This is a genomic window from Catenulispora sp. GAS73 (assembly GCF_041262085.1).
Lineage (GTDB): Bacteria > Actinomycetota > Actinomycetes > Streptomycetales > Catenulisporaceae > Catenulispora.
Map to the genome: position 1 here is coordinate 100,290 of NZ_JBGCCM010000002.1, position 25,496 is coordinate 125,785.

Consider the following 25,496-nt stretch of genomic DNA (forward strand, 5'->3'; position numbering starts at 1 on the left):
CACCGCACCGCACCGCACCGCACCGCACCTGCAGCCTCGCTGGTCATGACTGACCCCTAAGTACCTCAGAGCCCTGCGTTCCCCAGGAAGTCGAGGATCGCCTCGGCAATCTCGTCGGCATGCGTCTCAAGTGCGAAGTGCCCGGTGTCGAAGAAGCGCACCGTGGCATTCGGGTTGTCGCGGCGGTAGGCCTCGGCGCCGGCCGGCAGGAAGAAGGGGTCGTTGCGGCCCCACGCGGCGAGCAACGGCGGCGTGTACTTGCGGAAGTACTCCTGGAAGGCCGGGTACAGCTCCACGTTCGACTTGTAGTCGCCCATCAGGTCCAGCTGGACCTCGTCGGCACCGGGGCGCGCGAGGTAGAAGCTGTCGAGGCTGTATCCGTCCGGGGAAACCGTCGCGGTCTCGGGGGTGCCGTGCGTGTACTGCCACGCCACCATCTCCGGCGACAGGAAGGTGCGCAGCGCCTCCCGGTTGGCCTGCGACCTGTCCTCCCAGTAGGCGCGGATCGGCGTCCAGCCGTCGCTCAGGCCCTCTTCGTACGCGTTGCCGTTCTGCGAGATGATCGCCGTGACCCGCTCCGGGTGCAGGGTCGCCAGACGGAAGCCGGTCGGCGCGCCGTAGTCGAACACGTAGATCGCGTACCGGTCGAGGCCGATCTCCTCGGTGAACCGGTCGATGACCTCCGCTATGTGCGCGAAGGAGTACTCGAACTCCTCCCGGCTCGGCATCCCGGACTGGCCGAAGCCCGGCAGGTCCGGGGCGATGACCCGGTAGCGCTCGGCCAGGGCCGGGATCAGGTCCCGGAACATGTGGCCGGCGGTCGGGAAACCGTGCAGCAGCAGCACAACCGGCGCATCCGCCGGACCCGCCGGACCCGCCGGACCCGCCTCACGGTAGAAGACCTTCAGACCGTCGACCTGGGCAGACCGGTAGTCCACTCCGTTGCTCATTTCGCATCTCCTTGACCGCTGGTCGGTGACGTGTCTCAGTCAACCGCGCTCGACCTAACCTGTCAAGACGATTTTAAGGGTTAGGCGCGGAGACGCGGGGCGCGCGACACGCCTAAGCCGTCTCACCAGCCCGGTGGTAATGCCGACGCGCCTTCATCCGGTTGCCGCACACGGCCATCGAGCACCACTTCGCACTGTTCGGCTTGCTCCGATCGATCAGGAACAGCTGGCACTCAGCATTCGCACAGGCCCGAAGCCGGCCCGGGCTCGAAACCCGCAGTGCGTCCCACGCGATCACGGCCTTCGCCGCCGCGACGCGCCCCTCGGGAGCGTGCAGATCCCAGTCGAGACCGTCCACCGTGGCACGCGGCCGATAGCCGACCCCGTCCAGGAACGCCGCAAGCGCCGTCGGGCTCCGTTCGCCACGAACGATCGCCTGCAGGACCGGCCGCACCTCCAGCAGCCCCTGCCACTCCTGCTTCGTCGCCTTCTGCCCGTTCGCCGCGAGCCATCCCCGCGCCGACGCGAAGTCGCCGAGTTCGTCCCGCTCCTGCCCGTCCACCACGGGCGTCGTGTTGAGCAGGTTCAGCAACAATTGCTCATCGGTGGGCTCCGCCATCGGCATGGTCGCCATCGACACGTTCCAACCTCCTCGCGCGTCTTCGCCGGTCGCTCTGTCCTGGCCTCCCAGTCTAACCAGCAAAAACGGCGAAAGAAGTTAGTCGCGACGCCACCTCCCACCCGCCGCGGAATTCCTCGCCGAAAGCTGTCACAAGGCGCCCGCCCTCGCGCGTTGAACGTTATGTGGACGTCAACCAGCACGGGCGATGAGGGCAAGGGGAGATGAAGGATGACCGGCAGGCCTTCCAAGAGTTCACTGCCGCACACGGGGCCCGACTCTTCCGTACCGCGTACTTCCTGGCCTGCGGCGACTGGCACCTGGCCGAAGACCTCACCCAGGACACGCTCGTCAAGGTGTACCTGGCCTGGCGCCGGGTCAGCAAGGTCGAGCACCCCGCCGCCTACGCGCAGACCGTCCTCACCCGCACCTTCATCAGCCAGCGCCGCCGGAAGCGCTCGACGGAGCAGCCGATCGCCGATCCGCCGGAGGGCGTCATCGAGGACGTCGACTCCGCGGTGCGGCTGACCCTGCTCGCGGAGCTCGCGAACCTGTCCGCCAAGGACCGGGCCGTGGTCGTGCTCCGGTATTGGGAGGACCTCAGCGTCGAGGACGTCGCGGCGGTCCTGGGCATCAGCTCCGCTTCCGTCCGCACGCAATCCTCGCGGGCCCTCGGCCGGCTGCGCCTCGCGCTCGGCGAGGTGTTCCCCGAACGGCTCCCCGGCTAGGGCGTATTTGAGAAGTCGGGCGGGGCGCGACGACTGATCGGCGGCGCCTGGCGGCGCCGGACGACCAGCCACAGCCAACCAGGATGAGGCAGGCCGTCCGTCTTGCCAGACTTGCCGCTGAGCCGTCGCGCTCGACCTGCTCACCAGCTGCGGGACACTACCCACCCGACTTCTCAAACACGCCCTAACCGCCACCCCGACCCCAGCAGACGCAACAGAAGGAAGGACGGCCCACCAGTGTCCACCGACATCTTCGAGACCGCCGCCGACGGCACGGGAACGGTGCGCGCGGCCTTCGACGCCACCGCAGCCGAGTGCCGCCCCGACATCGACGCGATGACCCGCCGCGCGCTCGATCGCGGGCAGCGGGTCCGGCGGCACCGGATGGTCGGCAAGGCCGTCGGGTCGGCAGCCGCCGCGGCGGCGATCGGGCTGGGAACCGCCTACGCGCTGAACGAATCGGGCGCGTCGGCGCGGCCCACGAACATCCCGGGCAGCGGCACGTACGGGGGGAATACGGGCCCTGATCTGCCCGAACTCCGGACGCCTTCGGGGCCCGGCGCGACCTCCACAACCTCCACAACCTCCACGGCGCCTGACACGACCACCGCGCCCACATCCACCGTCACGGCTTCCATGGCGAACGCCGTCGCGAACTGGCGCACGGCGCACCGCGGCACGTTGACCGTCCTCCGGAAGGCCGCCTGGCTGTAGCGCCGGACCTGTAGGACCGGGCCCGCGTAAAACCGTTCGCGCCGCCCGATCCGTTCAAGCTGCCCAAAAAGACCTGGATCTTCATCTCCCACGGAGGGCCGTCGATGCTCACCGCGTTCTTCCGCGCGTTCCGGACGCCCGATTTGCGAAGAAAGCTACTGTTCACACTGGCCATCATGGCCGTCTACCGCTTCGGCGCCCACATCCCGCTGCCCGGCGTGAACACCAGGGCGCTGGCCGCCTGCACCGGAGCGTCAGCCCAATCGGGCACGAGCAGCCAGGCCTTCAGCCTGCTCAACCTGTTCTCCGGCGGCGCGCTCCTGCAACTGTCCATCTTCGCGCTCGGTATCACGCCGTACATCACGGCGTCGATCATCCTGCAGCTGCTCACCGTCGTGATCCCGCGACTGGAGGCGCTGAAGCAGGAGGGCCAGGCCGGGCAGGCGAAGATCACGCAGTACACGCGCTACCTGACGATCGGCCTGTCGGTCCTGGAATCGACGATGACGTTGACGGCGGCCCGCAACAACCCCGGCTACCTGCTGGGCAGCAAGTGCGGCAGCACCGCCGTCTTCTACCCCACGGTGACGTGGGAGGGCACGGTCGTGATGGTCATCATCATGACGGCCGCCACGTCGCTGTTGATGTGGCTCGGGGAACTGGTCACCGACCGCGGCGTCGGCAACGGGATGTCGGTCCTGATGTTCACCTCGATCGCCGCGAGGTTCCCCGGCTCGCTGTGGGCGATCAAGCTGGCCTCGCACACCCTGGACGGCTGGCCGGTGTTCTGCGGCGTGCTGGCGGTGGGCGTGGTGACCGTGGCCGCGGTCGTGTTCGTCGAGCAGGGCCAGCGCCGGATCCCGGTCCAGTACTCCAAGCGCATGATCGGCCGACGCGCGTACGGCGGCTCGTCGACGTACATCCCGCTGAAGCTGAACCAGCCGGGCGTCGTGCCGGTCATCTTCGCCTCGTCGGTGCTGCAGATGCCGGTGATGCTGGTCGGCCTGACCGGCGGCTCGACCGCGACGAAGGGCTGGCAGGGCTGGATCAACAAGCAGTTCACCACGACGATCCACGGATACCCGCTGACCTACACGCTCAGCTACCTCCTGCTGATCCTCGGCTTCGCGTTCTTCTACATGTCGATCACGTTCGACGCCGTGGAGATCGCCGACAACATGAAGAAGTACGGCGGCTTCGTCCCCGGCATCCGCGCCGGCCGGCCGACGGTCGAGTACCTGCGCTACACCTCGACGCGCATCATGTGGCCCGGCGCGCTCTACCTGGCGGTGATCGCGGCGATCCCGATGATCGCGCTCGACCGGCTGCACGCGAGCGCGTCGTTCCCGTTCGGCGGCACCACGATCCTGATCATGGTCGGGGTCGGCCTGGAGACGGTGAAGCAGATCGAGTCTCAGCTTCAGCAGCACAACTACGAGGGCTTTCTGCGGTGACCGGTGCGGCGGGCCCGAGGACGCACGCGAAACAAACGTGGGGCCGTCCCGAGGACAGCCCCACGCCAACCGACCCCGTCCGGCCTCCGAGGTGGTCGAGTCCCCACTCGCCCCGGACGCCGCTCGTGGAGGAGCCGGATCCCTGAAGTGGTGATCGTGACAGGACGGCGATTCCCGTCGCTAGAGCGTTCGATTGTGACTCGGCTCTCATCAGCACTACGCGCCGGTACTATTGCTCATAGTTGAGAAAAACGACCGATGACCAGCCGATGAACTGCCGGATTCAGGCCTTGGACAGGCGCGGCAGCACCCGGTGCGGATCGGCGTCGGTGCTCCGTTCGGACAGCAGCGCGGCCGAGCCGAGAATCTGTGGGTCGGGCGTCTGGGCGATCTCGGTGTCCTTGTTGGCGTACGGGAACAGCGAGAGCACGTGCTGCATCGCCGCGAGCCGGGCGCGTTTCTTGTCGTTGCTCTTGATCACGGTCCAGGGCGCGTCGGCGGTGTCGGTGTAGAAGAACATCGCCTCCTTCGCGTCCGTGTACTGTTGCCAGCGCTCCAGCGAGGCGAGGTCCATCGGGCTCAGCTTCCACTGGCGGACCGGGTCGACCTGGCGGATCAGGAACCTGGTTCGCTGCTCGGCCTGCGAGACGGAGAACCAGAACTTCACCAGCGTGATGCCGTCGCGGACCAGCATCCGCTCGAACTCCGGCGCCTGGCGCATGAACTCCAGGTACTCGGCCGGGTCGCAGAAACCCATGACGCGCTCGACGCCGGCGCGGTTGTACCACGAGCGGTCGAACATCACGATCTCGCCGGCCGCCGGCAGATGGGTCACGTAGCGCTGGAAGTACCACTGGGTGCGCTCGCGCTCGGTGGGCTTCTCCAGGGCGACGACCCTCGCGCCGCGCGGGTTGAGGTGCTCGGTGAAGCGCTTGATCGTGCCGCCCTTGCCCGCCGCGTCCCGGCCCTCGAACAGGATCACCAGGCGGCCGCCGGTGTCCTTGATCCAGTTCTGCAGCTTCAGGAGCTCGATCTGCAACAGCCGCTTGTCGTGCTCGTACACGAGACGGTCCAGGCGTTCGCGGTACGGGTAGTCCTGGCGCCAGGTGTCCACCGGCACGCCGTCGGCGCCTATGAGGATCGGGTCGTCGTCGTCCGCCTCCTCGATGCGCAGACCGCCTGTGTCGGTCACGTCGGCGAGGTTCCAGGCGTGCTGCTGCTCGGGGCCGTCGGCGGCGTCATAGGAATCGGTGGGCTGCGGGTCGGTCGGTTCTCCACTCACAGGGGCAATATCCCCGAACAAGTTCGCCTGCTGATCAGCCATACGCCAAACGTTATGTTAACTCCCGGAGCTCGTCGCTGTTCCGTTTGCCACACCCGTGCTGAACACCGGCCAGCAGACGTCGGTGCGCCACGCGTTCTCGTCAGCGGTGTCCTGCCGGCCGACCAGGTAGTACTCGCGGATGGGGCCGTCCAGCCGCAGCTCGTGGTTCGCCACGTGCGCGGCCAGTGCGCCGTAGGCCCGGTCGACGTCGGCGAGCGAACCGCGGTGCTCGATGACCGCGAGCTCGGCGGCCGGCACGACGACGGGTTCGACGCGTCCCAGACGCGGGACCTCGGTCGCGGTCGGCACGAAGACGGTGGCCTCCCCGCGCTCGTCGGCGAACAGCTCCCCGGCGAACAGCCCGCCCGCCGGACCGACCGGCCGCATGCCCCGGGCGTCGAGCGTGGCGTGCAGTTCGCCGAGCGCGCCCTGGTACCACGGGACCAGGTCCGCCATCGTGACGACGGCGGTGATGGCGGCCGTCATCGTCGCGCCGACCGTGCGCTGCCCGACCGGGCCGACGCCGGACGGACCGGCGAGCAGGTCGCGCAGCGACGCCACCGCGGACTGCGTGCGCGCCAGGCTCTGTTCGAGGCTCGCCATGTGCGCGGCGATGAGCTCGCTGCGCGTGCCGAGGTCGGGGGCGGCCAGCACTGCGTGGATCTGGCCCAGCGGCATGTCCAGGTCCCGGAAGCGGCGGATGACCTGCGCGGTCTGGATCTGGTCGGTGGTGTACCAGCGGTAGCCGGTGTCCGCGTCGACGTCGGCGGGCGCCAGAAGACCGACGCGGTGGTAATGGCGGAGCGTCTTGACGCTCAGCTGGGTGGCTCGGGAGAAATCGCCGATGGTCAGCGCGACAGGCATTGGGCCAGTATTCACCCCTCCCCCAAGGGGAGGGGCAAGCGCACGAGCCGCGGTTGACCCTCCCTCAAGGGCACCGCTGAGGGTGAAGGCAGTCGGCCACGGCGCCGACGTGACCACAGCCCCATCGGAAGGAACCAGCCATGAACGCACAAGCCCCGACGGCCGGCCTCGGCGTCTTCGCCCTGAGCATCGACTGCACCGACCCCGCCTCCCTCGCGGAGTTCTGGGGCAACGTCCTCGACCGCCCCGTCAGCCCCGGCCCGACCCCCGAGAACGTGGTGGTCGAAGCGACCGACCCGGCGAAAGGCCCGCTGCTGTTCTTCAGCAAGGTGCCCGAACCCAAGGCCGCCAAGAACCGCCTCCACCTCGACCTCCTCACGGAGAACTACGACGCGGAGCACGGGCGCCTGACCGCCCTCGGCGCCAAGCCACTCAACGAGATCGCGTTCCCCGGCGCGAAGTGGACCACGTTCGCCGACCCGGAGGGCAACGAGTTCGATCTGCTGACGATGCAGGCGAAGTAGCCGCTGCCCCGAGGACCACGGCGGTTTTGGCTGAGCGCGACGAGCATTTCGCGCTCAGCCCTACCCTCCCAGCCCCTTCTGCAGCAGCGCGGCCAACTCCCACCGCTGCCGCACGCCCAACTTGTCCAGCACCTGCTCCAGGTACTGGTCCACGATGTGCGGCGCGATCCCCAGCGCCTCCGAGATCTGGCCGTTCGTCGCGCCCTCCGCCGCGAGCCGCATGACGCGCCGTTCCTGCCTGGCCAGCTTCGTGCCCGAGAGCTCGCCTGGCAGGACCAGCAAGTCCAGCTCGGTCTCCGTCTCCTCCAGCCATGGATCGGCACCCATCGCGGCGAAGGCCGTGGCCGCCGCCGACAGCTGGCGGCCGGCCGCGCCCGATTCCGTGCCCTCGCGCAGGAAACGACCGTACGCAAGCTGGGTCCGCGCCTGCTCGAAGGCGTCGACGGAGTCCGCGTGCGCGGCCAGCGCCCGGTCGAACCAGGGCCCTGCTTTCGCCGGTGGCAGGGCCTGCGCCTGGCATCGGTAGACGACCGCCAGCGACGCCGGCAGCCCTCCGCCTTCCGCGCGCGGCAGCTCCTCGGTCACCTCGGTGCGGACCCGGTCCTCGGCCCCCAGCCGTATCAATGCTTCGATGTAGTCGCCGAACGTCGGCATGAACAAGCTGTGCTCGACCATCCCGCCGGCGTGCAGGCGCTCGCGGACGCCGGCCAGGACGGCCGCCGCCGCCTCGTGCCGGCCCTGTGCCAGGTCGGCGGAGCCCACGGCGGTGTTCGCGATGTCCCGGTAGAAGCTCGCGCCGGTCGCCTCGGTCAGCTGCTCGGTCGTGGTCGCGAGGTCCAGGGCGCGGGTGAAGCTGCCGCGCAGCGCGGCCAGGCGCGCCGCCAGGGCCACGGCCAGCGGGGCGACCTGGCGCTGGCCGAGTTCGCCGCCGAGACGTCGGGACTCCTCGGCCGCCTCGTGCGCGGCGGCGAGGTCGCCCTTGCGGATGGCCAGCAGGATCTGCGGGATCAGCAGCAGCGGCAGATGCTCCTCGGCGCCGGCCTGGCGCAGCAGGCGCGCGGTGCGGGTCAGGTACTCCCCGGCCTGCCCGATCATCCCCAGCCAGACCAGCACCATCCCGGTGACGCCGACCGTCTCAAAGCTCTGACGCCACGGATCGACCTCGCGGAACGCCGGGAAGTAGTCCGCCATGACGCGCGCCGCCTCGGGAGCGCAGCCGTTGCCGACCAGCCCGAAAGCGCTGATCGTGCGGGCCGCGGCGGCGCCCGTGCCCACGCCCGAAGGAGTCAGCGCGACGCCCTTCGCGCTGAGCCGCAGCGTGTCGTACAGCCGGGTCGCGGTGATCGCGGTGGCCGCCGCCGCGCCGAGGTACGACGCGGCGAGGTCGGCCTCGTGCGCGCCCAACGCGTCGGCGTCGGCCTCGAACAGCTCCAGCACCTCCTGCGCGCCGGCCCGGGCCAACGTGATCTGGTGCAGAACCCGGTTGGCCGCGTTGGCCACCGCCGGCGAACCCGAGTACCGCAACGCCTCACGCGCCAGCGCCTGCGCGGTCTCCACATCGCCGGACACCTGCAGGCACTCGGCAGCGCCGATCGACATCGCGGCCATGGTCTCCGGCTCCGCGCTGAGCTCCCGGGCCCGCAGGTACGCCCGGCGGGCCGCCGCCAAGGCGCCCCGGGAGCGCGCCGCGTCGGCGGCCTCGGCCAGCAGCGCCGCCGCCGTGGCCGCCGCCTCGTCCCCGGGCAGCGCCGCGGCGGCCGCGTGCCAGGCCCGCTGGTCGGCCAGGAACGTCCCGCCGACCCCGCCGCCGTTGTCGGCCAGCCAGTCGGCGAAGGCCCGGTGCGCCCGGCGCCGCTCGGCGGCCGGGTAGTGCTGGTAGGCGACGGAGCGGAACACCGGGTGCCGCATCTGCCAGCGGTCCCCGTCCTCCCACAGCAGGTGCTCCATCCGCGCCATGTCCAGGTCGAACTCCGACATCCCGAGCCGCGCCATGGCCCCGGCGGTCTCGGCCAGGCCGCCGGTGAAGCTGGTCGCCACCACCATCAGGGCCCTGGTACAGCGCTCGGGCAGCCGCCGCAGGCGGGTGGCGAAGGCGTGCTCCAGCCGCGGCCCGGACGGCACGACCTGGTCGTCGTCCGGGTCCAGCCGCCCGCTCAACGCCGCGTCGGCCAGCTCCAGCAGCGCCAGCGGATTGCCCTGCGCGGCGCGGTGGATGTGCTCGGCCATCCGCGGCCCGACCCGGCGCACCGCCTCCGAGCCGATCAGCGCCTCGGCCGCCTTGCGCTCCAGCGGCGACAGCTCCACCGACGGCGCGTCCAAGCCGTCGAAGACGCTCGGCTCGCCGTTGCGCAGCGTGATGAGCACGGCGGTCGCGGCGTCCCCGAGCCGGCGCGCCGCGAACGCCAGCGCGTAGGCCGAGGCCTCGTCGGCCCAGTGCCCGTCGTCCAGGGCGATGAGCACCGGCTGGTGCGCGGCCACGTTCTGCAGCAGAACCGTCAGCGCCCGCCCGACGGCGAACGCGCTGCTGCCCTCGCCGCTGCCCACGGCGGCGCCGGTCGCCGTCTGAAGCGCCTCGCGCAGCAGCTCCGGCAACTCGGCGATCTCGGCGTCCAGCGGCCGGCACAGATCGGCCAGGACGCTGTAACCGATCTCGGCATCGGTCTCGAAACCGCAGGCCTGCAGCACGAGCATCCGCTCCGCGGCCCCCTCGACCGTCCGCGCCAGCAGCACGCTCTTGCCGATGCCCGGATCGCCGCGCAGCAGCAGGATCTCACCGCTGCCGGAGCACGCCCGATCCAGCGCCTCCTCGACCCGAGCGGACTCTTGATCGCGTCCTAAAAGCACTGCCCGCGCCCTCCCGGTCCCGCCCGTGCGTATCCGAACTCTTACACGACATCGCCGGACCATTGAGTCGAACAGCTGTACCAGTCCTCAGGAAGTCCCCTTCTCTGGCTGGAGCGTGTGCGGCTCGTCACTCGGGTACTCACAGCGATCGCCGAGGATTCGCCGCGGGATCCTCAGGCCGATCTGGCCGCGCGCCGCGCCGCGAGCAACCGCCGCCGTTGACCGCCTGTCGTGTCCCGACCCGAGCGGGCCGTGTCCATCGTCGGCAGTGATGGACACGGCCCGCCCTTCAGCCTGCCTGAGCAGGCGTCGCCGAGGGCCCTACATCAGAGCCCTGAGCGCCGGCGCCCTCGCGTGCTGGGGCGCGGCGTAGACCGGCCCGGTGGTCGCCCGGATCGGGCCGCCGCGCATCGCGAGGCCGCCGCCGACGGTGTACATGCCTTCGATCTGCGCCATGGTCATCGGGCCGGCCACGGTCTGCGCGGTGCTGCTTCTCAGCGGGCACGGCGGATGCTAGATACGACATCGCAGAGAGTCAAGGTTCTGCTACATCCGGCTTCGATCGGCGACCGGAACCGGCCAAGGCTCGGACATCTCCGCGAAACACGGCGACGGGCGCCACGAGGGGGTCACCATCGATACCCGTTGACGACACCGCCTGTCGGGCTTACCTTTCCCGGTCAGGTGGTGAAGCGATTCCTCACTTCTCGCCCACAACACACCAAGCGCACCCCGCTTCCGCCCGGCCCACACATCGGTTCGCGACACCCCTTGCGCCACCGATGGCGTGTGCCCTGATTTCGGCTCCACTGCGCCACCCACATCGCCAGTGCACCATCCGAGATCGAGGAGACACCGAAGTGTCCCAGCCCTCCAAGAACGCCGTGCGCCGCAAGACGGCGCGCATCGCGTTCGCCATCACCGCGTGCGCCGCGCTCGGCGTCGCCGGGACCGCGGCCGCCATGGCCTCGCCGTCCACGCAGGCTCACGGCTCGGCCGTGGCCAACCCCTACTCGCCGCAGTACGGCCACCCGTACCGCCACGGCGCCGTCCCGACCGTCCAGCAGAACCAGAAGATGAAGGCGTGGGCGACCCAGCACGCCTCGCCGCAGGCCGCGACCGGCCCGGAGACGCTGTCCTATGGCGGCGGCATCGACGGAATCGGTGTGCAGAGCGGCAGCAAGAGCAAGGTCTACCTGGTTTTCTACGGCAGCCAGTGGGGAACCCAGAGCACCGACTCCAACGGCAACGCCAAGTTCTCCGGTGACCCCGACGGCGGCGCCTCGGTCGCGCAGCAGATGTTCAAGGGCATCGGCACCAACAGCGAGACGTGGTCCGCGGACCTGACGCAGTGGTGTGACGGCGCGGGTGTGGCCACCGGCGCGGTCGCCTGCCCGACCAACCTGCCCGCCTCGCAGTACATCAGCTACCAGGCCGGCGGCGTGCTCGCCGGCGTGTGGGAAGACAACTCCGGCGCCTCTCCCAGCGCGGCGAGTGGCCACCAGCTGGGCCAGGAAGCGGTCAACGCCGCCGCGCACTTCGGCAACACCACCGCCGCAGCCAACCGCGACGCCTACTACGTGATCCTGTCCCCCACCGGTACCAACCCGGACAACTACCAGGGGCAGTACTGCGCCTGGCACGACTACAACGGTGACTCCACCCTCACCGGCGGCGCCGTGAGCTCGCCCTACGGCGACATCGCGTTCTCCAACCAGCCGTACAACATGGACTCCGGCGCCGGCTGCGGCGTGGGCTTCGTGAACTCCCCCGGGACTCTCGACGGCTACACCATCACCATGGGCCACGAGTGGCACGAGATGATGTCGGACCAGAACCCGGCGGGCGGCTGGACCAACAACACCGGCTCGTCCTACAACGGCCAGGAGAACTCCGACGAGTGCGCATGGCTCTCCCCCGGCACCGCCGGCGGCGCGGGCAACGTCTCCTTCGGCTCCTACGGCACGTACCCCGAGCAGGCGTCGTGGTCCAACGACACCAACGAATGCGACCTGTCGCACGCGATCATCAACCACGGCGGCGGCGGTACCGACACCATCACCGTGAGCTCGATCCCGTCGCAGTCCTGGACCGTCGGCACCGCGGTCAGCCTGCAGGTCTCGGCCAGCTCCTCGGCCGGCAAGACCCTGACCTACTCGGCCACCGGCCTGCCCGCCGGCCTGTCGATCTCCTCGACCGGCCTGATCTCCGGCACCCCGACCACCGCGACCAGCGGCTCGGCGACGGTCACCGCCAGCGACTCCACCCCCGCCTCGGGCTCGACCAGCTTCTCCTGGACGGTCAGCACCTCCGGCGGCGGTGGCGGCAACGTCGTGGTCAACGGCGGCTTCGAGACCGGCAGCCTGTCCGGCTGGACCGCGAGCGGCGTCACCTCGGTGACCACGTCCGGCCCGCACTCGGGCAGCTACGCGGCGATGGTCGGGTCGACCAACCCGAGCAACACCTCCAGCATCGCCCAGACCTTCAAGGCGGGCACCGGCAACAGCAAGCTGGCCTTCTGGTACAACGTGACCTGCCCCGACACCGTCACGTACGACTGGGCCACGGCCACGCTGAAGGACAACACCTCCGGCACCACCAAGACGATCCTGGCCAAGACCTGCGTCTCCAGCTCCGGCTGGAAGCAGGTGACCTCCACGATCACCGCCGGCCACAGCTACACGCTGACGCTGACCAGCAAGGACGACAACTACCCGGGCGACCCCACGTTCACGAAGTACGACGACGTGGCGACCTCCTGACCCTCTGAGCTCATGACCCTCTGAGCTCCTGAAACAGCCGCTTGACCCGGCCCGGCCCCTCGTGGGGCCGGGCCGTTCGCATCATTCGCCCCTCGACTGCGCCCTTCTCGCCATCAAGTGCTACAGTGATGTGACAGTTGATTCAGCGCTGGAGAGAGGCAAGGCCATGGTCACCGTCCACGACAAGCTCTTCATCGGGGGTTCCTGGGTCGAACCGAGCAACCCGGAACTGCTCGACATCACCTCACCGCACGACCGGTCGGTGATCGGCCGCGCGGCGCAGGCCCAGCCCGCGGACATCGACCGCGCGGTCGCCGCGGCGCGGGCGTCGTTCGAGTCCGGCACGTGGCGCCTGACCCCGCCGGCCGAGCGGATCGAGGTTCTGCGCCGGTTCAACGCGTTGCGCGAGCAGAACGCCGACGCCATCGCGCGCCTGATCTCGGCGGAGAACGGCTCGGCCGGCTGGTTCACCCGCGCCGGACAGCCGGGGCTGAGCCGCCAGGCGAACGCCTACCTCACGGCGGCCAGGGAGTTCGGCTGGGAGGAGACGCTCGCTCCCTCCGACCCGGCTTCGACCGTGCGCAGCGTGGTACGCCGCGAGGCGGTCGGCGTCGTGGCCGCGGTGATCCCGTGGAACTCACCGTTCTCCTCGGCCACCTCGAAGATCATCCCCGCCCTGCTGGCCGGCAACTCCGTGATCCTGAAGGTGTCTCCGGAGAACTCGCTGAGCATGGCGTTCCTGGCGGAACTGCTGGAGAAGACCGGCCTGCCCGATGGCGTCATCAGCGTTCTGCCGGCTGACCGCGAGACCAGCGAGTACCTCGTCTCGCACCAGGACGTCGACAAGATCGCCTTCACCGGCTCGACGCGCGCCGGCCGCCGCATCGCCTCGATCGCCGGCGAGCAGCTCAAGCGGGTCAGCCTGGAGCTCGGCGGGAAGTCGGCCGCGATCATCCTGCCCGACGCCGACATCGCGCGGGCCGTCGCGGGTGTGAAGTTCGGCTCCCTGCTCAACAACGGCGAGTCGTGCATCGCGCAGACCCGCATCCTGGCCCCGCGCAGCCAGTACGAGCAGGTGGTCACCGCGCTCAAGGAGCTCGTGGAATCACTGAAGGTCGGGGACCCGAACGACCCCGAGACCTTCATCGGCCCCATGATCAGGCCCGACCAGCAGGAACGCGTCCGCGAGTACATCCGGCTCGGCATCGAGGAAGGCGCGCGCCTGGTCACCGGCGGCCCGCAGATCCCCGAGGGCCTGGAGGGCGGCAACTACGTCACGCCGACGGTGTTCGCCGACGTCGACAACTCCATGCGGATCGCGCAGGAGGAGATCTTCGGCCCGGTCCTGGTCGTCATCCCCTACGACGACGAGGACGACGCCGTCCGCATCGCCAACGACTCCGAGTACGGCCTGTCCGGCGGCGTCTGGTCCACCGACGAGCAGCACGCCCTGGCCGTGGCGCGCCGCGTCCGCACCGGGACCGTCACGATCAACGGCGCCTCCATCGGCTTCGACGGCCCGTTCGGCGGTTTCAAGGCCAGCGGCATCGGCCGGGAGTACGGCGCGGTCGGCCTCGGCACCTACACGGAATACAAGACCGTCACGGTCTGAGCCGGCATCAACGCCGCCGCTATGAAGGCCTGCGACAAGCTCGACGGCATCACGGACGGCCTGATCAGCGAGCCGAACAAGTGCGACTTCGACCCGCGGCGCCTGGTCGGCACCAAGGTCGAGTGCGACGGCAAGCAGGTCACCATCACCGCCGCCGACGCCGACGTGGTGCGCAAGATCTGGGACGGCCCGCGCGACACCGACGGCAAGCGGCTCTGGTACGGCCTGCCGGTCGGCGCCTCGTTCGACTACCTGGCGGCCAGCACCACCGACGCCTCCGGCGTCACCACCGGCTCGCCGTTCATCGTCCCGGCGCAGTGGGTCGCCAACTTCGTGCAGAAGCAGCCCGGCTTCAGCTCGGCGAACCTGACGTACGCGCAGTTCGACCAGATCTTCCAGAAGGCGCGCGCCGAGTACGACTCGGTCATCGGCACCTCCAACCCGAACCTGTCGGCGTTCCGCAACGCCGGCGGCAAGCTGATCACCTGGCAGGGTGACTCCGACCAGCTGATCCCGACCGTGGGCACCGTCGACTACCGCCAGCGCGTGGATGCCCTGATGGGCGGCACCAAGAAGGTCGACGACTTCTACCGCGTGTTCCTGGCGCCCGGCGTGGCGCACTGCGGCCTGCAGGGCGGCGGCGTCGACGACCTGGCGGCCCTGACCAACTGGGTCGAGCACGGCAAGGCCCCGAACGTCCTGCACGCCACCCTGCCCACGGCCACCGGTCAGACCGTCGCCCGCGACGTCTGCCGCTACCCGATGGTGTCCCACTACTCCGGCCACGGCGACCCGAACTCGGCGAGCAGCTTCCGCTGTGTGCCGGCCTCGCGGCACTAGGTCGAGGAAAGAAAAGGAGTAGGCCATGAAGACCACGACTGCGAGGCATCCCGCAGCACCGGCACCGCCCGACAGCGCAACGGATCTCGCGCTGAGCGACCGCCGCCGCGCGGTGCTCGCCGCCTTCGGCGCCTGGGCCGTGGTCTCCGGCGCGGCACAGTTCGCGGTAGGACTGCGGCGGCGCGGGCCGGAGCTGGGCAAGCAGATCCCGACACTGATCTCCGGCAGTCTGTCCTTCATCGTCGGCATCTTCTACGCCGCACAGGCCGCCGGCCACAAGCCGACCCTGTCAGTCCTGTCGGTCTACGCCACCGGCGGCGGCATCTTCTTCATCGTCCAGGCCGGCCTGCTGGCCTGGAAGGCGCGCCGGGGTGCGGTTCAGCCGGTCTGAACCGAGGCGCGCGGCACCAGTCGGGGCCCGCTCCTGGACGGAGCGGGCCCCGACTTTTTCTATGCCCCGACGCCGCGAAGCAGCGTGTCGACCACGACATCCGCCGCCTGACCGCGGCTAAGCTCCGGCAGTCGCTGGACCACCAGTTTCATCAGCGCGGGCAACAGATCGCCGACCCAGCCGTCCGGAAACCCGGCGCGCAGCAGGCCCTCGTCCGTGGCGCGCTGCAAGAAGGTGTCGACCTCCGCGACGTAGGCGTCGCGCCGCCGGCGCACGTCCTCGGTGCCGAGCATCAGCGCGAGGTCGACCGGCCAGGTCCGGTTGACCTCGATGATGTTCTCGACGTAGCGGTGCAGCGCGACCGCCACCGGTGCCTCGCGCAAGCGGGCGTCCTCGATGGCCTGACCGATGGCCTCCAGCCGGGCCTCGTAGACCGCCTCCAGAAGCTCCTCGCGTGAGGCGAAGCGCCGGTAGAGCGTGCGACGGTCCACCCCCGCCTCCGCCGCGATGCTCGCCATGCTCGCTCCCGGGTCTTCGGCGAGCATGCGGGCTCCGGTGGTCAGGACGGCTTCCAGATTGCGTGCTGCGTCGGCTCTCACGTCATCGATTCTAGGGCCCGCTGTGGAGCCTGCCACACCTATAGCCACTTTAGAGTGGCCTCTCGGATTATAAGTGCTACAGTGATGTGACAGTAACCCGCTCACAGAGAGGCGTGCCTGATGCCGAACACCCGATCCCTCGCCACACCGCGACCAGTGCAGTCAGTACAGTCAGCGCGATCCGGAGGCGTCGCCCTCGCGATGTCCGCCCTGGTCCTCGCAGTCCTGCTCGCATCCCTGGACCAGACGATCGTCTCGACGGCCCTGCCCCGAATAGCCAGGGATCTCAACGGCTTCTCCGACATCGCCTGGGTCAGCGCGGCCTACCTGCTCGCGTCAACCGCCGTCACCCCGTTGTGGGGCAAGCTCGGCGACATGTTCGGCCGCAAGCGCCTCTACTTGGCCGCGACGGCCACCTTCCTCACCGCGTCCGCGGCCTGCGGCCTGGCGCAGAACCTGATCGAGCTGATCGGCGCCCGCGTGCTGCAGGGGGTGGGCGGCGGCGGCATGATCGTGCTGACCTTCGCCCTGGTCGGCGACATCGTCGCGCCGAGCGAGCGGGGCCGCTACCAGGGCATGTTCGGCTCGGTCTACGGCGTGGCCAGCATCGTCGGGCCGCTGCTCGGCGGCGTCTTCACCGACCACCTCTCCTGGCGCTGGGCCTTCCTGATCAACCTGCCGGTCGGCCTCGTGGCCCTGGCCATCGCGGCGCGCGCCCTCCCGGCCGCCACCCGCGGTGCCAAGGCCCGCATCGACTACCTGGGCTCGCTCATCCTGGCCGGGATCGCCACCGGCCTGGTGCTCATCACGTCCTTCGGCGAGCGCTGGGGCTGGGGCTCGCCGGCCATCACCGGGCTGATCGTCGCGACCGTCGGCCTGGCCGCGATCCTGGTCCCGGTCGAGCGCCGCGTCACCGCCCCGGTGCTGCCGCCGGCCATGCTCGCCTCCCGGACCGTCGTCTTCTCCTCGCTGATCGCGTTCTTCGCCAACGCCACGATGTTCTCGGTGCTGGTCTACCTGCCGACCTACCTGCAGATCGTGCACGGGGTGTCGGCCACCCTCTCCGGCGTCTCGATGCTGCCGCTGGTCGCCGGCCTGGTCGTGAGCCAGTCGCTGGCCGGACGCTGGGCCGCGCACGTCGAACGGCTGCGGGCGATCCTGCTGGCGGGCCTGACGGCGAACCTGGCCGGCCTGCTCCTGTTGAGCACCATCGGGGCGGCCACCAGCACTCCCGTCCTGAGCGTCTACTTCCTCATCACCGGAGTCGGCATAGGCATGATCCCCATGGTCGTGCTGACCACCGTGCAGAACAGCGTGCCGGCCGCCGACCTGGGCGCGGCGAGCGCCGTCGTCACCTTCGCGCGCTCCATCGGCGCGGCCTTCGGCGTCGCCATCTTCGGCACGCTGCTCAACACCGGCTTCGCCCACCGCACCCGGAGCCTGCCGACCTCCGGCGGTTTCAACGCCGCCCGCCCCGACAGCGTCAGCCAGCTGCCCGACGCCTTGCGCGGCACCGCGCTGAACGCCTTCGCCCACGCGACGGCCACCGGCTACCTGTGGATCGCCCCTGCTCTGGCGGTCGGCATCGGACTCGCCTTGTTCCTCAAGCCGGCCCGGAAGACAACGGGCCTGGGAGACCAGTGTTCGACACCAGCTCGACGGAGCGCTGGAGCCGGAAGCCTTGCTCTCGACAGGTCCGCATGACAGCCCGCTCACCGAAGCAGGCGTTCGCGGACTCCGTCGCGGCGTTCGTCGGCGCTTCCGACTAGGTCCTTTCAGCGAATTGGCTCGCCGGGTAGTCGCCACGGGCGCGGGTCAGAGCATGGCAGGCGCCCACTCCAACCAAGCACCGTGCGGCCCGGCCGTTCCGAGCGAGAAGCACCGCTCGCGTCCGGCCTGATAAAGCACCGCGCCCACCGACTCCACCCGCGGTGCAGACGGATCCTCCGCCGGCCGCTCGACGAACAGCCCCAACCCGACCGAATCAGCTTCCTTGAGAATCAGCACCAGGTCCTGACGCGAACCCAGAGCCCTGACAAGCTCGACAAACGCAGCACGACCCTCAGAGTCGAAATGCCCCAACGTGTTGGACACGAAGACGCACGGCACCGCCGGAGCGGCCACCTTCCCGAGCGCCGCCACCAAGATGTCGAGCGCATCCCCCTTACGCAGCCGCGCCGGATACCTGACCGCCATGGCCAACGCCGCGTCCAAACGCGCTCGGCGGTCGGCTTCCTCGGGCCAGACCTGCGCACGCAGCCAGGCCCGGGTCTCAGCGTCGGCCGGGTTCAGCGGGTTCAGGTCAAGGCCGACCCGCGAGGAGATTCGCAGCTCCTTGGTAACGAACGGTCCAAGCGTCTTCGCCGTCGCGGCACCCCGGATCGGGCAGCTCAACACCGGCCCCAGGACGTCCTCACGATGGTCGGAGCTCGCCGGAGGCGGACACTCCAGCACCGAGCCGTCAGCGAATTCGTATTCGTACCCGTACCGATCCGGATACAGCAGCAGCCCCGCGCTGGTCCCGACCTCGATCAGCCCCAGCGACCGCCCCAGCCCGGCCTGGGCCCAGCCGAACGCGGGCCGCAACTGCGCGGCCCGCAGCGGCTCGTTGCTCTGCGTTTCCCCGGCGACCAGCAGCGCCTCGATCCGGTCGCGGTGGCTCAGGACGAACCTCTCGAACACACCCGCCAGCTCCGTATCCGGCGCGCGGTCGCCGCCGAAGGACGCGTAGTACGCGGCCAGCGGATTGTCCGGATAGTCGGCGAGCACCCGCTGCACGACGGCGAAGAACAACGCCACGTGCCGGTCACCGGCCGCCCCGAACACTTCCCGCAGCCGCGCGTCGCTGGCGACCTGGTCGGCCAACGCCGAGTAGAGCGGCGAGGTCCCGGCCGCATCCGTCGCGAACCTGCGGAAACCGTCGATGCTCATAGCGACACTGTAGATCGCGAAGCGTCGCGAACCGTCACTGAAGTCGGCGGTCCGGGGCGGGTTGCAGAAGCCGCGCCATCGTGGTGAGCATCAGCTCGCGGGCCCTGGCCATCGACACCGCGGGGTCCCCAAGCGCTGTCGGCAACCCGATCCCGTCCAGCAGCGAGAGGATCACGATCGCGTCCGGCTCCGGATCCCCGGCCGCGAACGCCCCGCTCTCCATCCCGACCCGGATCGCGTCGGCGATGAGCGTGCGCCAGGCGTTGTAATCGCGCAGCACGTCCTGCCGCATCTCCTCGTCGCGCATCCCGTAGCGCCACGACTCGATCCACACGCGCCCGCTCTCCGGCGCCTCCGGCCGACAGCCCTCCAGCACCGTCTCGATGATGCGCACCAGACGGTCCCACGGGTCCGGGACCTGCGCCAATTCCTCGTGCAGGCGCGCGGTCTCGGTCTCCGAGGCGTGCTTGAACGCCGCGATCAGCAGGTCCTCACGGGAGCCGAAGTAGTATTGCAACGTACTGACCGGCACGCCGCTCGCCGCCGAGACGTCCTGGAACCGGGTCCCCTCGGCGCCGCGCTCGGCCAGCACCCGCACTGCCGCCTGCAACACCTCGGTCTTGCGCCGTCCCGCCCGCCGACCGCTCCGATGAGCAGGGGCAGGAGTGGATGTAGGCGGCGTGCTCATGGTCTGAAGTCTATAGACCTCGACGGAAATACCCCGGGTAACGCGAGCGCGCGACCAGCATCAGCACCACCCCGATGAGCAACGCTCCGGCGCCGATCAGGAAGATCCCGCCGATCCCGGCGAAGTGCGTCGCGCTGCTGGAAGCCGGCAAGTAGGACCTGATCGACAGGACGAAGGCCCCGAGCAGAGCCAGGCCGCCGAGCAGCGGAAGCACACCCTTGGCCAGCAGGTCACGCCGGCTCCGGCGCAGGTCCTTGCGGAAGACCCAGACGCAGGCCAGACCCGTCAGTCCGTAGTAGAAGGCGATCAGCAGCCCGGTCGCCGACGCCGAGTCGGCCAGGACGTTGCTCGACGACAGGGCCAGCAGCACGAAGAACGCCGCCGAGACGACCCCCATCGTGACGGTCGCCACGCCGGGAGTCAGGTACCGGGGGTGGACGCGCGCCAGCCGTGCCGGCAGGGCGCCGTGCGCGGCCATCGACAGGACGGCGCGCGCCGTCGGCATGATCGTGGTCTGCGTCGAGGCCGCGGTGGAGGACAGCACGCACAGGATCATGAGCTTGCCGAGGGTGCTGCCGAACACCGAGTCGGCCAGGGCGCCCAGCACGTCGCCGCTGTTCTTGGCGAGGAAATCCGGGCCCGCGTAGGCGAGCGTGGCGACGGCGACCACGAAGAAGACGGCGACGAGCATGAGCGTCGAGATGACGGCCGAGCGTCCCGGAGTGCGTTCGGCGTCCTTGGTCTCCTCGTTGACGCTGACCGCCGCGTCCCAGCCCCAGTACACGAACACGGCCAGCAGGAAGGCGTTCGAGACCGAGGTGAAGGAGCCGGTGAAGGGGTTGAGCCAGGCCGCGGCGGGGTGCGCGTGCCCGGTCATCGCGTGGCCCGTGCCGACCTTGACGAACGCCACGACGCACAGCGCGGCCAGGCCCAGGATCTCGACGACCAGGAGCACGAACTGCAGCCGCGCCGAGATCTCGATCCCGCGATAGCAGACGTAGGTCAGCGCCGCGATGAAGACGACGCCGACGACGACCACCGGCAGGGTCTGCGCGGCCAGGCCGTCGGCGCCGAACAGCAGCAGCGCGTAGCGCCCGACGACCTGCGCCAGGCTGGCCATCACGATGATGTCGGCGGCGATGATGCCCCAGCCGCCCATCCATCCGGCGCCGGGCCCGAACGCGCGCCGCACCCAGGCGAAGGTGGTGCCGCAGTCCGGGTCGATCTTGTTCAGCTCGCGGAAGGCGACCGCGATGAACAGCATCGGCACGAAGGCGACGACGAACATCCCCGGCGTGTGCGTGCCGCTGATCGCCACGATCAGGCCGAGGGTGGCGGCGGTGCTGTAGGCCGGGGCGGTGGAGGACACCGCGATCACGATGCTGGACAGCAGGCCGAGGGCGTCGGCCCGCAGGCCCTTGTCGAGCGCACCGGCGTGCGGAGCGGTCGGCGCGACGGTTTCGGGGTGGGGCGCTGTGGTCATCTGAGGTTCTCCTGGACGACTCGACGGCGTGTCGGTGTGACGGTGACGGTGTGACGCCCGGCACAGCCGGGCTGGTGCCCGGAACTGTAGCCACATACTGTATGGCCGTACAGGTTTTGGATACGGTAACTTTCCGCGACCTCACCCCTCCGCACAGCAAGGAACACCATGGCCAGATACGGCGCGATGTTCGGCCCGGACATCACCTTCCTGGGAGTCGACCGCTGCGACCTGGACGACCCCGCGTCGCTGGCCGGCGCGGACGTGGTCATCGTCGGCGCGCCCTTCGACGGCGGCACGACGCACCGCCCCGGCACGCGCTTCGGCCCCCAGGCCATCCGCCAGGCCTGCTACCTCCCGCACGACGGCTCCCGCCCGAGCCTCGCGCTGCGCGTGGACGGCCTGCGGGACCTGCGCGTCCTCGACGCGGGCGACGTCGAGATGTACTCCGGCGACATCGAGACCTCCCTGACGGCCATCGAGACCGCGGTCCACACCATCGCCGCCTCCGGCGCGATCCCGGTGGTCCTCGGCGGCGACCACACCGTCGCCCTGCCCGACGCCACCGGCGTGGCCCGCCACCACGGCTTCGGCCGCGTCTCGATGATCCACTTCGACGCGCACGCGGACACCGGCGACATCGAGTTCGGCCACCTGCACGGCCACGGCCAGCCGATGCGCCGCCTGATCGAGTCCGGCGCCATCCGCGGCGACCGGTTCCTCCAGGTGGGCCTGCGCGGCTACTGGCCGGAGCCGGAGACGCTGTCGTGGATGGCCGAGCAGCGCATGCGCTCGTACGAGATGACGGAGATCGTCACCCGCGGCCTGCCGGCATGCCTGACCGAGGCTTTCGCCATCGCCACCGACGACTGCGACGGTGTCTACCTGTCGATCGACATCGACGTCGCCGACCCCGGCCACGCCCCGGGAACCGGCACCCCGGAACCCGGCGGCCTGTCCGGCCGCGACCTGCTCGATTCGGTCCGCCGCATCTGCTACGAACTCCCGGTCGTGGGCCTGGAGGTGGTCGAGGTGTCGCCGCCGTACGACCACGCCGACATCACCGCGGCGCTGGGCAACCGCGTTGTACTGGAGGCGCTGTCGGCGATCGCCCGACGACGTGCCGACGCGGCCGGTGGGCCGCCGTGGGACCCGGCGCAGCCGCTGCTGGCCGGCCGTTGAACCGACCCTCCTTCCGGCTTGTCGACAGCAGTTCGACAGCAGTCAGTGGCAGTGACCCGCACCGCTCTCGTAGCTGTCGTGGTGCGGGAACTCGTTGATGTACAACTGCCGCCCCAGCGGCGTCAGGTCGAGGTAGGTGTAGGTGCCGACCAGCGTCTCGCAGCCCCGGGCGTAGGCGGAGTAGGTGTGGAAGATCCGGTCGCCGTCCCGCAGGAAGACGCTGACGCCGGGGTTGTCGCCGCTGAGGTTGTAGTCCAGCCCCCGTTCCCTCAGCTCGGCCTCGTTCCGGAAGTTGTACTCGATCGGAGCGACCTCCGGGTCGTTCGTGACGTGGAAGTCGAAGTTGAAGTCGGTGCCGTCGGAGGAGTACCACGGCGTACTCCATCCCATGCGCTTCTGGAACCGGTCGATGTCCGGCCACGGCGCGCGCGTCACCATGACCAGGTTCGTGTCGGTGGCTCCCAGATGAGCCGGGTGGCCCATGTTGTCGGCGACCATCGAGCAGCTCGAACACCCGGCATCGCCCATCCACATGAAGTGGTAGACGATCAGCTGTCGCCGGCCGTCGAACAAGTCGGCCAAGGTGGCCTCGCCGTCGCGGCCGACGAACGTGTAGGGCTTGACGATCTCGACCATCGGCAGGGCGCGGCGGCGCTCGGCGATCCGGTCCAGCATGGCGGTGGCCGCCTTCTCCTCCTGGAGCAGTGCGATCCGGGCTTCGCGCCATTCCTCGCGCGACGCGACGGCGGGCAGTTCCACGGCGGTCCCTCCTCGGGGCTCGTGAGTGAATCAGGGGTCGTACTCACTGGAAGTTAACGACGCTCACGCTGCGTGGCAAGGAACCGCCGACCGCCGGACACCCCGGAGCCGCGGACGCCCGGTACATCAGCCCCCGAATACCCGAACCACCGGCCGTTCTCCCTGGTACGCCTGCCAGCCGGGGTCGCCGTCGCGAGCGAAGGCGATCCAGGCGCCATGCATCGCCGCGGCAAGATCCGCCGGTGCCGCGTCCGGGCCGAGCAGACCGCCGTCGCCGTGAAGCCAGGGCTCGTCGGCGAGGTCGAAGACGTACGGCAGCTCTGTTGTGTGCGTTGCCCCGAGACGGTCGTCGAAGGCTGTCGAGCGCTGAGCGAATGAGTACACGTACGTCCGGCCTCCCGAGATCCGAGAGTGCGCAGCCGCCAAACGCTTGGTGCCGTTGCCGAATAGCGCCTCACCGAGACGTGCCGAGCGCTGCTCGCCTTCAGGAGACAGCTCCACCTTGCCCTGGGGCACGAGATACAGGTTCCCCTCCTCGGTGTTGCTGCCGATGAGCACGGAGACCTCGGCAGCCGGTCCATCGGTCAGCGCGTCAGCCGGCTGGACCGGCAGGACCAGGCTGAACGGACTCAACCCGAGCAGCGGATCGCCGGCCGTGGCCGTGCGCAGATCGAGTCCGGCCAGCTCCGGCAGGATGCTGAGAAAATGCTCGTCCGGGATCTCGGCGAACTGCTCCGCCGTCGCCCCGACGCCGAGCGCCTTCGCCGCCGCCGCAGTCACGCGCTCCGCCTGCTCGGGGGTGAAGGCACCGGTGCCGCTGCCGCTCTGCACGATCGCGCGGCGGAACAGGCCCGCCGCCTCCGGCGTCGCGAGCAGCGCGCCGGTGATCGTCGCGCCCGCCGACTGCCCGAAGACGGTGACGTTGCCGGAGTCGCCGCCGAACGCCGAGATGCTGTCGCGCACCCAACGCAGCGCGGCCAGCACGTCGAGCAGTCCGCGGTTGGCCGGGGCTCCGGGAAGGTCGAGGAAGCCCGGGATGCCGAGCCGGTAGTTCACCGTCACCAGGACGACTCCGTCGCGGGCGAAGGCCTTACCGTCGTACAGCGCGGCGCGCGTGGAGCCGCTGACGAATCCGCCGCCGTGCACGAAGACCATGACCGGCCGCTTCTCGCCGTCCGCCGCGGGGGTGCGGACGTCGACGGTCAGGTACTCCTCGCCCGGCACCCAGCCGGGTCCGAAGTAGGGCGTCATGTCGAGACGACCGAAGGGACGCGCGGGCTGTGGTGCCGTCGGCGAGGGTTCGGTGGCGTCCCGGACGCCGGACCAGCCGGGGTACGGCACGGGTGCGGCGAAACGGCGAGCGCCTTGCGGTGCCATCGCGTAGGGGATGGCTCGGTAGAGGTCGCCGAATCGGTCGCGCAGACCACGCACGGCGCCGGCGGGCGTCTCGACTACTGGGTGCTCGACGGCGGGGTTTAAGCCCTGAGGCATGGGGCCATTTCCTTTCGATCTCAACGCTTCAGTCATCAGGCTTCAGGCTTCAGGCGATGCGGGAGAATCCCGCCCAGCGCTCGATCGCGAAGTTTGAGCCGTCCTTGCCGTCCTTGCCGACCTCCGCCGCGCCGTGACCGCCCAGATGCGCGGGAAAGACGAGAGCGTTGCTGTCGGCGGCGCGGCCGAAGACTGTCTCATGACCGTTGGCCGGGTTCCAGAAGTCGAAGTCACGCCGCGGCATGAGGTAGGTGGCGTTCGGGAAGGTCGGTACCCACGTTCGGCCGTCGAGATAGGTGTTCCAGCCGACGTGGTCGATGTGCAGGTGGGTGTTCACCACGATGTCGACGTCTTCGGGCCGCACACCGGCCGCCGCCAGGTTGTCGAGGTAGTCGGTGTCCAGGCGGCTCCAGCCGGCCGCGTAGGGCCGGTCCTTGTGGTTGCCGACGCCGGTGTCTACCAGGATCGTGCGTCCTTCGCTGTGCAGCAGCCAGGACTGGAGCGCCGTGTTGCACTCGTTCGTCGCCGGGTCCCAGAAGTCCGGCTCAAGGACAGGACGGTGCCGCCTCCAAGTCTCGTCGGGGCTGTCCGGGAAGAACTCCGACGGAGCCATCCCCACTGGGCCGTAGTACTCCTTGACGCGAGCGACGGTGACGTCGCCCAGGGCGAGCTGTTCCATGGTGTTCCTTGTGGATCGGGCGCATGGCCGGGTGCTTCCGAGCTTGGGCGGTGCGGTC

Annotated in this window: 22 protein-coding genes and 1 pseudogene; 10 read left to right on the forward strand and 13 right to left on the reverse strand. The window is 69.8% G+C overall.

The features are described 5' to 3' along the window. Positions 1-65 precede the first annotated feature (65 nt). Together ABH935_RS02965 and ABH935_RS02970 are read right to left on the reverse strand one after the other, a co-directional pair. Complete coding sequence (locus ABH935_RS02965) at positions 66-950, reverse strand: alpha/beta fold hydrolase (RefSeq protein ID WP_370376207.1); 885 nt, start codon at positions 948-950, stop codon at positions 66-68. Positions 951-1,062: 112 nt separating this feature from the next. Continuing rightward, a complete protein-coding gene (locus tag ABH935_RS02970; RefSeq protein WP_370376208.1) occupies positions 1,063-1,584 on the reverse strand; it encodes a CGNR zinc finger domain-containing protein in 522 nt (173 codons plus the stop codon). A 209-nt stretch (positions 1,585-1,793) separates the two neighbouring features. Here ABH935_RS02970 and ABH935_RS02975 point away from each other — a divergent pair, with 209 nt between their 5' ends. The 3 genes from ABH935_RS02975 (at position 1,794) to secY (ending at position 4,465) form a co-directional block, all read left to right on the forward strand. Continuing rightward, positions 1,794-2,297, forward strand: a complete 504-nt coding sequence (locus ABH935_RS02975; RefSeq protein ID WP_370376209.1) for a SigE family RNA polymerase sigma factor — start codon at positions 1,794-1,796, stop codon at positions 2,295-2,297. 237 nt (positions 2,298-2,534) lie between these two features. Continuing rightward, positions 2,535-3,011, forward strand: coding sequence for a hypothetical protein (locus ABH935_RS02980; RefSeq protein WP_370376210.1), 477 nt, complete (start codon positions 2,535-2,537; stop codon positions 3,009-3,011). 104 nt (positions 3,012-3,115) lie between these two features. Beyond that, positions 3,116-4,465: a preprotein translocase subunit SecY gene (secY, locus tag ABH935_RS02985; RefSeq protein WP_370376211.1), complete on the forward strand. Its 1,350-nt coding sequence runs from the start codon at positions 3,116-3,118 to the stop codon at positions 4,463-4,465. 283 nt (positions 4,466-4,748) lie between these two features. On the opposite strand, the gene ppk2 is transcribed toward secY, so the two are convergent. Continuing rightward, on the reverse strand, positions 4,749-5,657 hold the full coding sequence (gene ppk2 / locus ABH935_RS02990) for a polyphosphate kinase 2 (protein ID WP_370376556.1): 909 nt from the start codon (positions 5,655-5,657) through the stop codon (positions 4,749-4,751). Between the two features lie 147 nt (positions 5,658-5,804). Next, positions 5,805-6,653 (reverse strand): MerR family transcriptional regulator, encoded by an 849-nt coding sequence (locus tag ABH935_RS02995; protein WP_370376212.1) that lies wholly within the window; start codon positions 6,651-6,653, stop codon positions 5,805-5,807. A gap of 140 nt (positions 6,654-6,793) precedes the next feature. Here ABH935_RS02995 and ABH935_RS03000 point away from each other — a divergent pair, with 140 nt between their 5' ends. Next, positions 6,794-7,177: a VOC family protein gene (locus tag ABH935_RS03000; protein WP_370376213.1), complete on the forward strand. Its 384-nt coding sequence runs from the start codon at positions 6,794-6,796 to the stop codon at positions 7,175-7,177. A gap of 60 nt (positions 7,178-7,237) precedes the next feature. On the opposite strand, the gene ABH935_RS03005 is transcribed toward ABH935_RS03000, so the two are convergent. Then, entirely contained in the window at positions 7,238-10,021 is a 2,784-nt protein-coding gene (locus ABH935_RS03005; RefSeq protein WP_370376214.1) for an AAA family ATPase, read from the reverse strand. 321 nt (positions 10,022-10,342) lie between these two features. Further along, complete coding sequence (locus ABH935_RS03010; protein ID WP_370376215.1) at positions 10,343-10,495, reverse strand: hypothetical protein; 153 nt, start codon at positions 10,493-10,495, stop codon at positions 10,343-10,345. 386 nt (positions 10,496-10,881) lie between these two features. Here ABH935_RS03010 and ABH935_RS03015 point away from each other — a divergent pair, with 386 nt between their 5' ends. From ABH935_RS03015 to ABH935_RS03030, 4 genes and pseudogenes are all read left to right on the forward strand, one after another. Continuing rightward, positions 10,882-12,783 (forward strand): putative Ig domain-containing protein, encoded by a 1,902-nt coding sequence (locus tag ABH935_RS03015; RefSeq protein WP_370376216.1) that lies wholly within the window; start codon positions 10,882-10,884, stop codon positions 12,781-12,783. A 166-nt stretch (positions 12,784-12,949) separates the two neighbouring features. Continuing rightward, positions 12,950-14,395, forward strand: a complete 1,446-nt coding sequence (locus ABH935_RS03020) for an aldehyde dehydrogenase (RefSeq protein WP_370376217.1) — start codon at positions 12,950-12,952, stop codon at positions 14,393-14,395. Between the two features lie 6 nt (positions 14,396-14,401). Then, a complete protein-coding gene (locus ABH935_RS03025; protein WP_370376557.1) occupies positions 14,402-15,235 on the forward strand; it encodes a tannase/feruloyl esterase family alpha/beta hydrolase in 834 nt (277 codons plus the stop codon). A 112-nt stretch (positions 15,236-15,347) separates the two neighbouring features. Then, a pseudogene (locus ABH935_RS03030) lies at positions 15,348-15,626 on the forward strand (DUF308 domain-containing protein); the annotation flags it as partial. Between the two features lie 59 nt (positions 15,627-15,685). On the opposite strand, the gene ABH935_RS03035 reads toward ABH935_RS03030, so the two are convergent. Beyond that, positions 15,686-16,225: a TetR/AcrR family transcriptional regulator gene (locus tag ABH935_RS03035; RefSeq protein ID WP_370376218.1), complete on the reverse strand. Its 540-nt coding sequence runs from the start codon at positions 16,223-16,225 to the stop codon at positions 15,686-15,688. A 201-nt stretch (positions 16,226-16,426) separates the two neighbouring features. On the opposite strand from ABH935_RS03035, the gene ABH935_RS03040 reads away from it, so the two are divergent. Next, the gene (locus ABH935_RS03040; protein WP_370376219.1) at positions 16,427-17,929 is read left to right on the forward strand and encodes an MDR family MFS transporter; all 1,503 of its coding nucleotides are present in this window, start codon (positions 16,427-16,429) and stop codon (positions 17,927-17,929) included. A gap of 111 nt (positions 17,930-18,040) precedes the next feature. On the opposite strand, the gene ABH935_RS03045 is transcribed toward ABH935_RS03040, so the two are convergent. From ABH935_RS03045 to ABH935_RS03055, 3 genes are read right to left on the reverse strand one after another with little or no spacing between them, the layout of a single operon-like run. Further along, positions 18,041-19,156 carry a DUF2332 domain-containing protein gene (locus ABH935_RS03045; RefSeq protein ID WP_370376220.1) on the reverse strand — a complete coding sequence of 372 codons (1,116 nt, stop codon included), beginning with the start codon at positions 19,154-19,156 and terminating at the stop codon, positions 18,041-18,043. A 34-nt stretch (positions 19,157-19,190) separates the two neighbouring features. Then, a complete protein-coding gene (locus tag ABH935_RS03050) occupies positions 19,191-19,844 on the reverse strand; it encodes a TetR/AcrR family transcriptional regulator (protein ID WP_370376221.1) in 654 nt (217 codons plus the stop codon). 10 nt (positions 19,845-19,854) lie between these two features. After that, the gene (locus ABH935_RS03055) at positions 19,855-21,327 is read right to left on the reverse strand and encodes an APC family permease (RefSeq protein ID WP_370376222.1); all 1,473 of its coding nucleotides are present in this window, start codon (positions 21,325-21,327) and stop codon (positions 19,855-19,857) included. A 168-nt stretch (positions 21,328-21,495) separates the two neighbouring features. On the opposite strand from ABH935_RS03055, the gene speB reads away from it, so the two are divergent. After that, positions 21,496-22,509, forward strand: coding sequence for an agmatinase (speB, locus tag ABH935_RS03060; protein ID WP_370376223.1), 1,014 nt, complete (start codon positions 21,496-21,498; stop codon positions 22,507-22,509). A gap of 42 nt (positions 22,510-22,551) precedes the next feature. Here the strand turns inward: speB and ABH935_RS03065 are convergent, their stop codons facing one another. From ABH935_RS03065 to ABH935_RS03075, 3 genes are all read right to left on the reverse strand, one after another. After that, complete coding sequence (locus ABH935_RS03065; protein ID WP_370376224.1) at positions 22,552-23,268, reverse strand: DUF899 domain-containing protein; 717 nt, start codon at positions 23,266-23,268, stop codon at positions 22,552-22,554. A 126-nt stretch (positions 23,269-23,394) separates the two neighbouring features. Next, entirely contained in the window at positions 23,395-24,759 is a 1,365-nt protein-coding gene (locus tag ABH935_RS03070; RefSeq protein WP_370376225.1) for a carboxylesterase/lipase family protein, read from the reverse strand. A 49-nt stretch (positions 24,760-24,808) separates the two neighbouring features. Then, a complete protein-coding gene (locus tag ABH935_RS03075) occupies positions 24,809-25,438 on the reverse strand; it encodes an MBL fold metallo-hydrolase (RefSeq protein ID WP_370376226.1) in 630 nt (209 codons plus the stop codon). Positions 25,439-25,496: the final 58 nt, after the last annotated feature.

What these genes read in the sequence shown, in the direction of transcription:
- ABH935_RS02965 (WP_370376207.1), bottom strand. Translation starts at nt 950, where the DNA reads ATGAGCAACGGAGTGGACTACCGGTCTGCCCAGGTCGACGGTCTGAAG.
- ABH935_RS02970 (WP_370376208.1), bottom strand. Translation starts at nt 1,584, where the DNA reads ATGGCGACCATGCCGATGGCGGAGCCCACCGATGAGCAATTGTTGCTG.
- ABH935_RS02975 (WP_370376209.1), top strand. Translation starts at nt 1,794, where the DNA reads ATGAAGGATGACCGGCAGGCCTTCCAAGAGTTCACTGCCGCACACGGG.
- secY (WP_370376211.1), top strand. Translation starts at nt 3,116, where the DNA reads ATGCTCACCGCGTTCTTCCGCGCGTTCCGGACGCCCGATTTGCGAAGA.
- ABH935_RS02995 (WP_370376212.1), bottom strand. Translation starts at nt 6,653, where the DNA reads ATGCCTGTCGCGCTGACCATCGGCGATTTCTCCCGAGCCACCCAGCTG.
- ABH935_RS03000 (WP_370376213.1), top strand. Translation starts at nt 6,794, where the DNA reads ATGAACGCACAAGCCCCGACGGCCGGCCTCGGCGTCTTCGCCCTGAGC.
- ABH935_RS03020 (WP_370376217.1), top strand. Translation starts at nt 12,950, where the DNA reads ATGGTCACCGTCCACGACAAGCTCTTCATCGGGGGTTCCTGGGTCGAA.
- ABH935_RS03040 (WP_370376219.1), top strand. Translation starts at nt 16,427, where the DNA reads ATGTCCGCCCTGGTCCTCGCAGTCCTGCTCGCATCCCTGGACCAGACG.
- ABH935_RS03045 (WP_370376220.1), bottom strand. Translation starts at nt 19,156, where the DNA reads ATGAGCATCGACGGTTTCCGCAGGTTCGCGACGGATGCGGCCGGGACC.
- ABH935_RS03050 (WP_370376221.1), bottom strand. Translation starts at nt 19,844, where the DNA reads ATGAGCACGCCGCCTACATCCACTCCTGCCCCTGCTCATCGGAGCGGT.
- ABH935_RS03055 (WP_370376222.1), bottom strand. Translation starts at nt 21,327, where the DNA reads ATGACCACAGCGCCCCACCCCGAAACCGTCGCGCCGACCGCTCCGCAC.
- speB (WP_370376223.1), top strand. Translation starts at nt 21,496, where the DNA reads ATGGCCAGATACGGCGCGATGTTCGGCCCGGACATCACCTTCCTGGGA.
- ABH935_RS03070 (WP_370376225.1), bottom strand. Translation starts at nt 24,759, where the DNA reads ATGCCTCAGGGCTTAAACCCCGCCGTCGAGCACCCAGTAGTCGAGACG.
- ABH935_RS03075 (WP_370376226.1), bottom strand. Translation starts at nt 25,438, where the DNA reads ATGGAACAGCTCGCCCTGGGCGACGTCACCGTCGCTCGCGTCAAGGAG.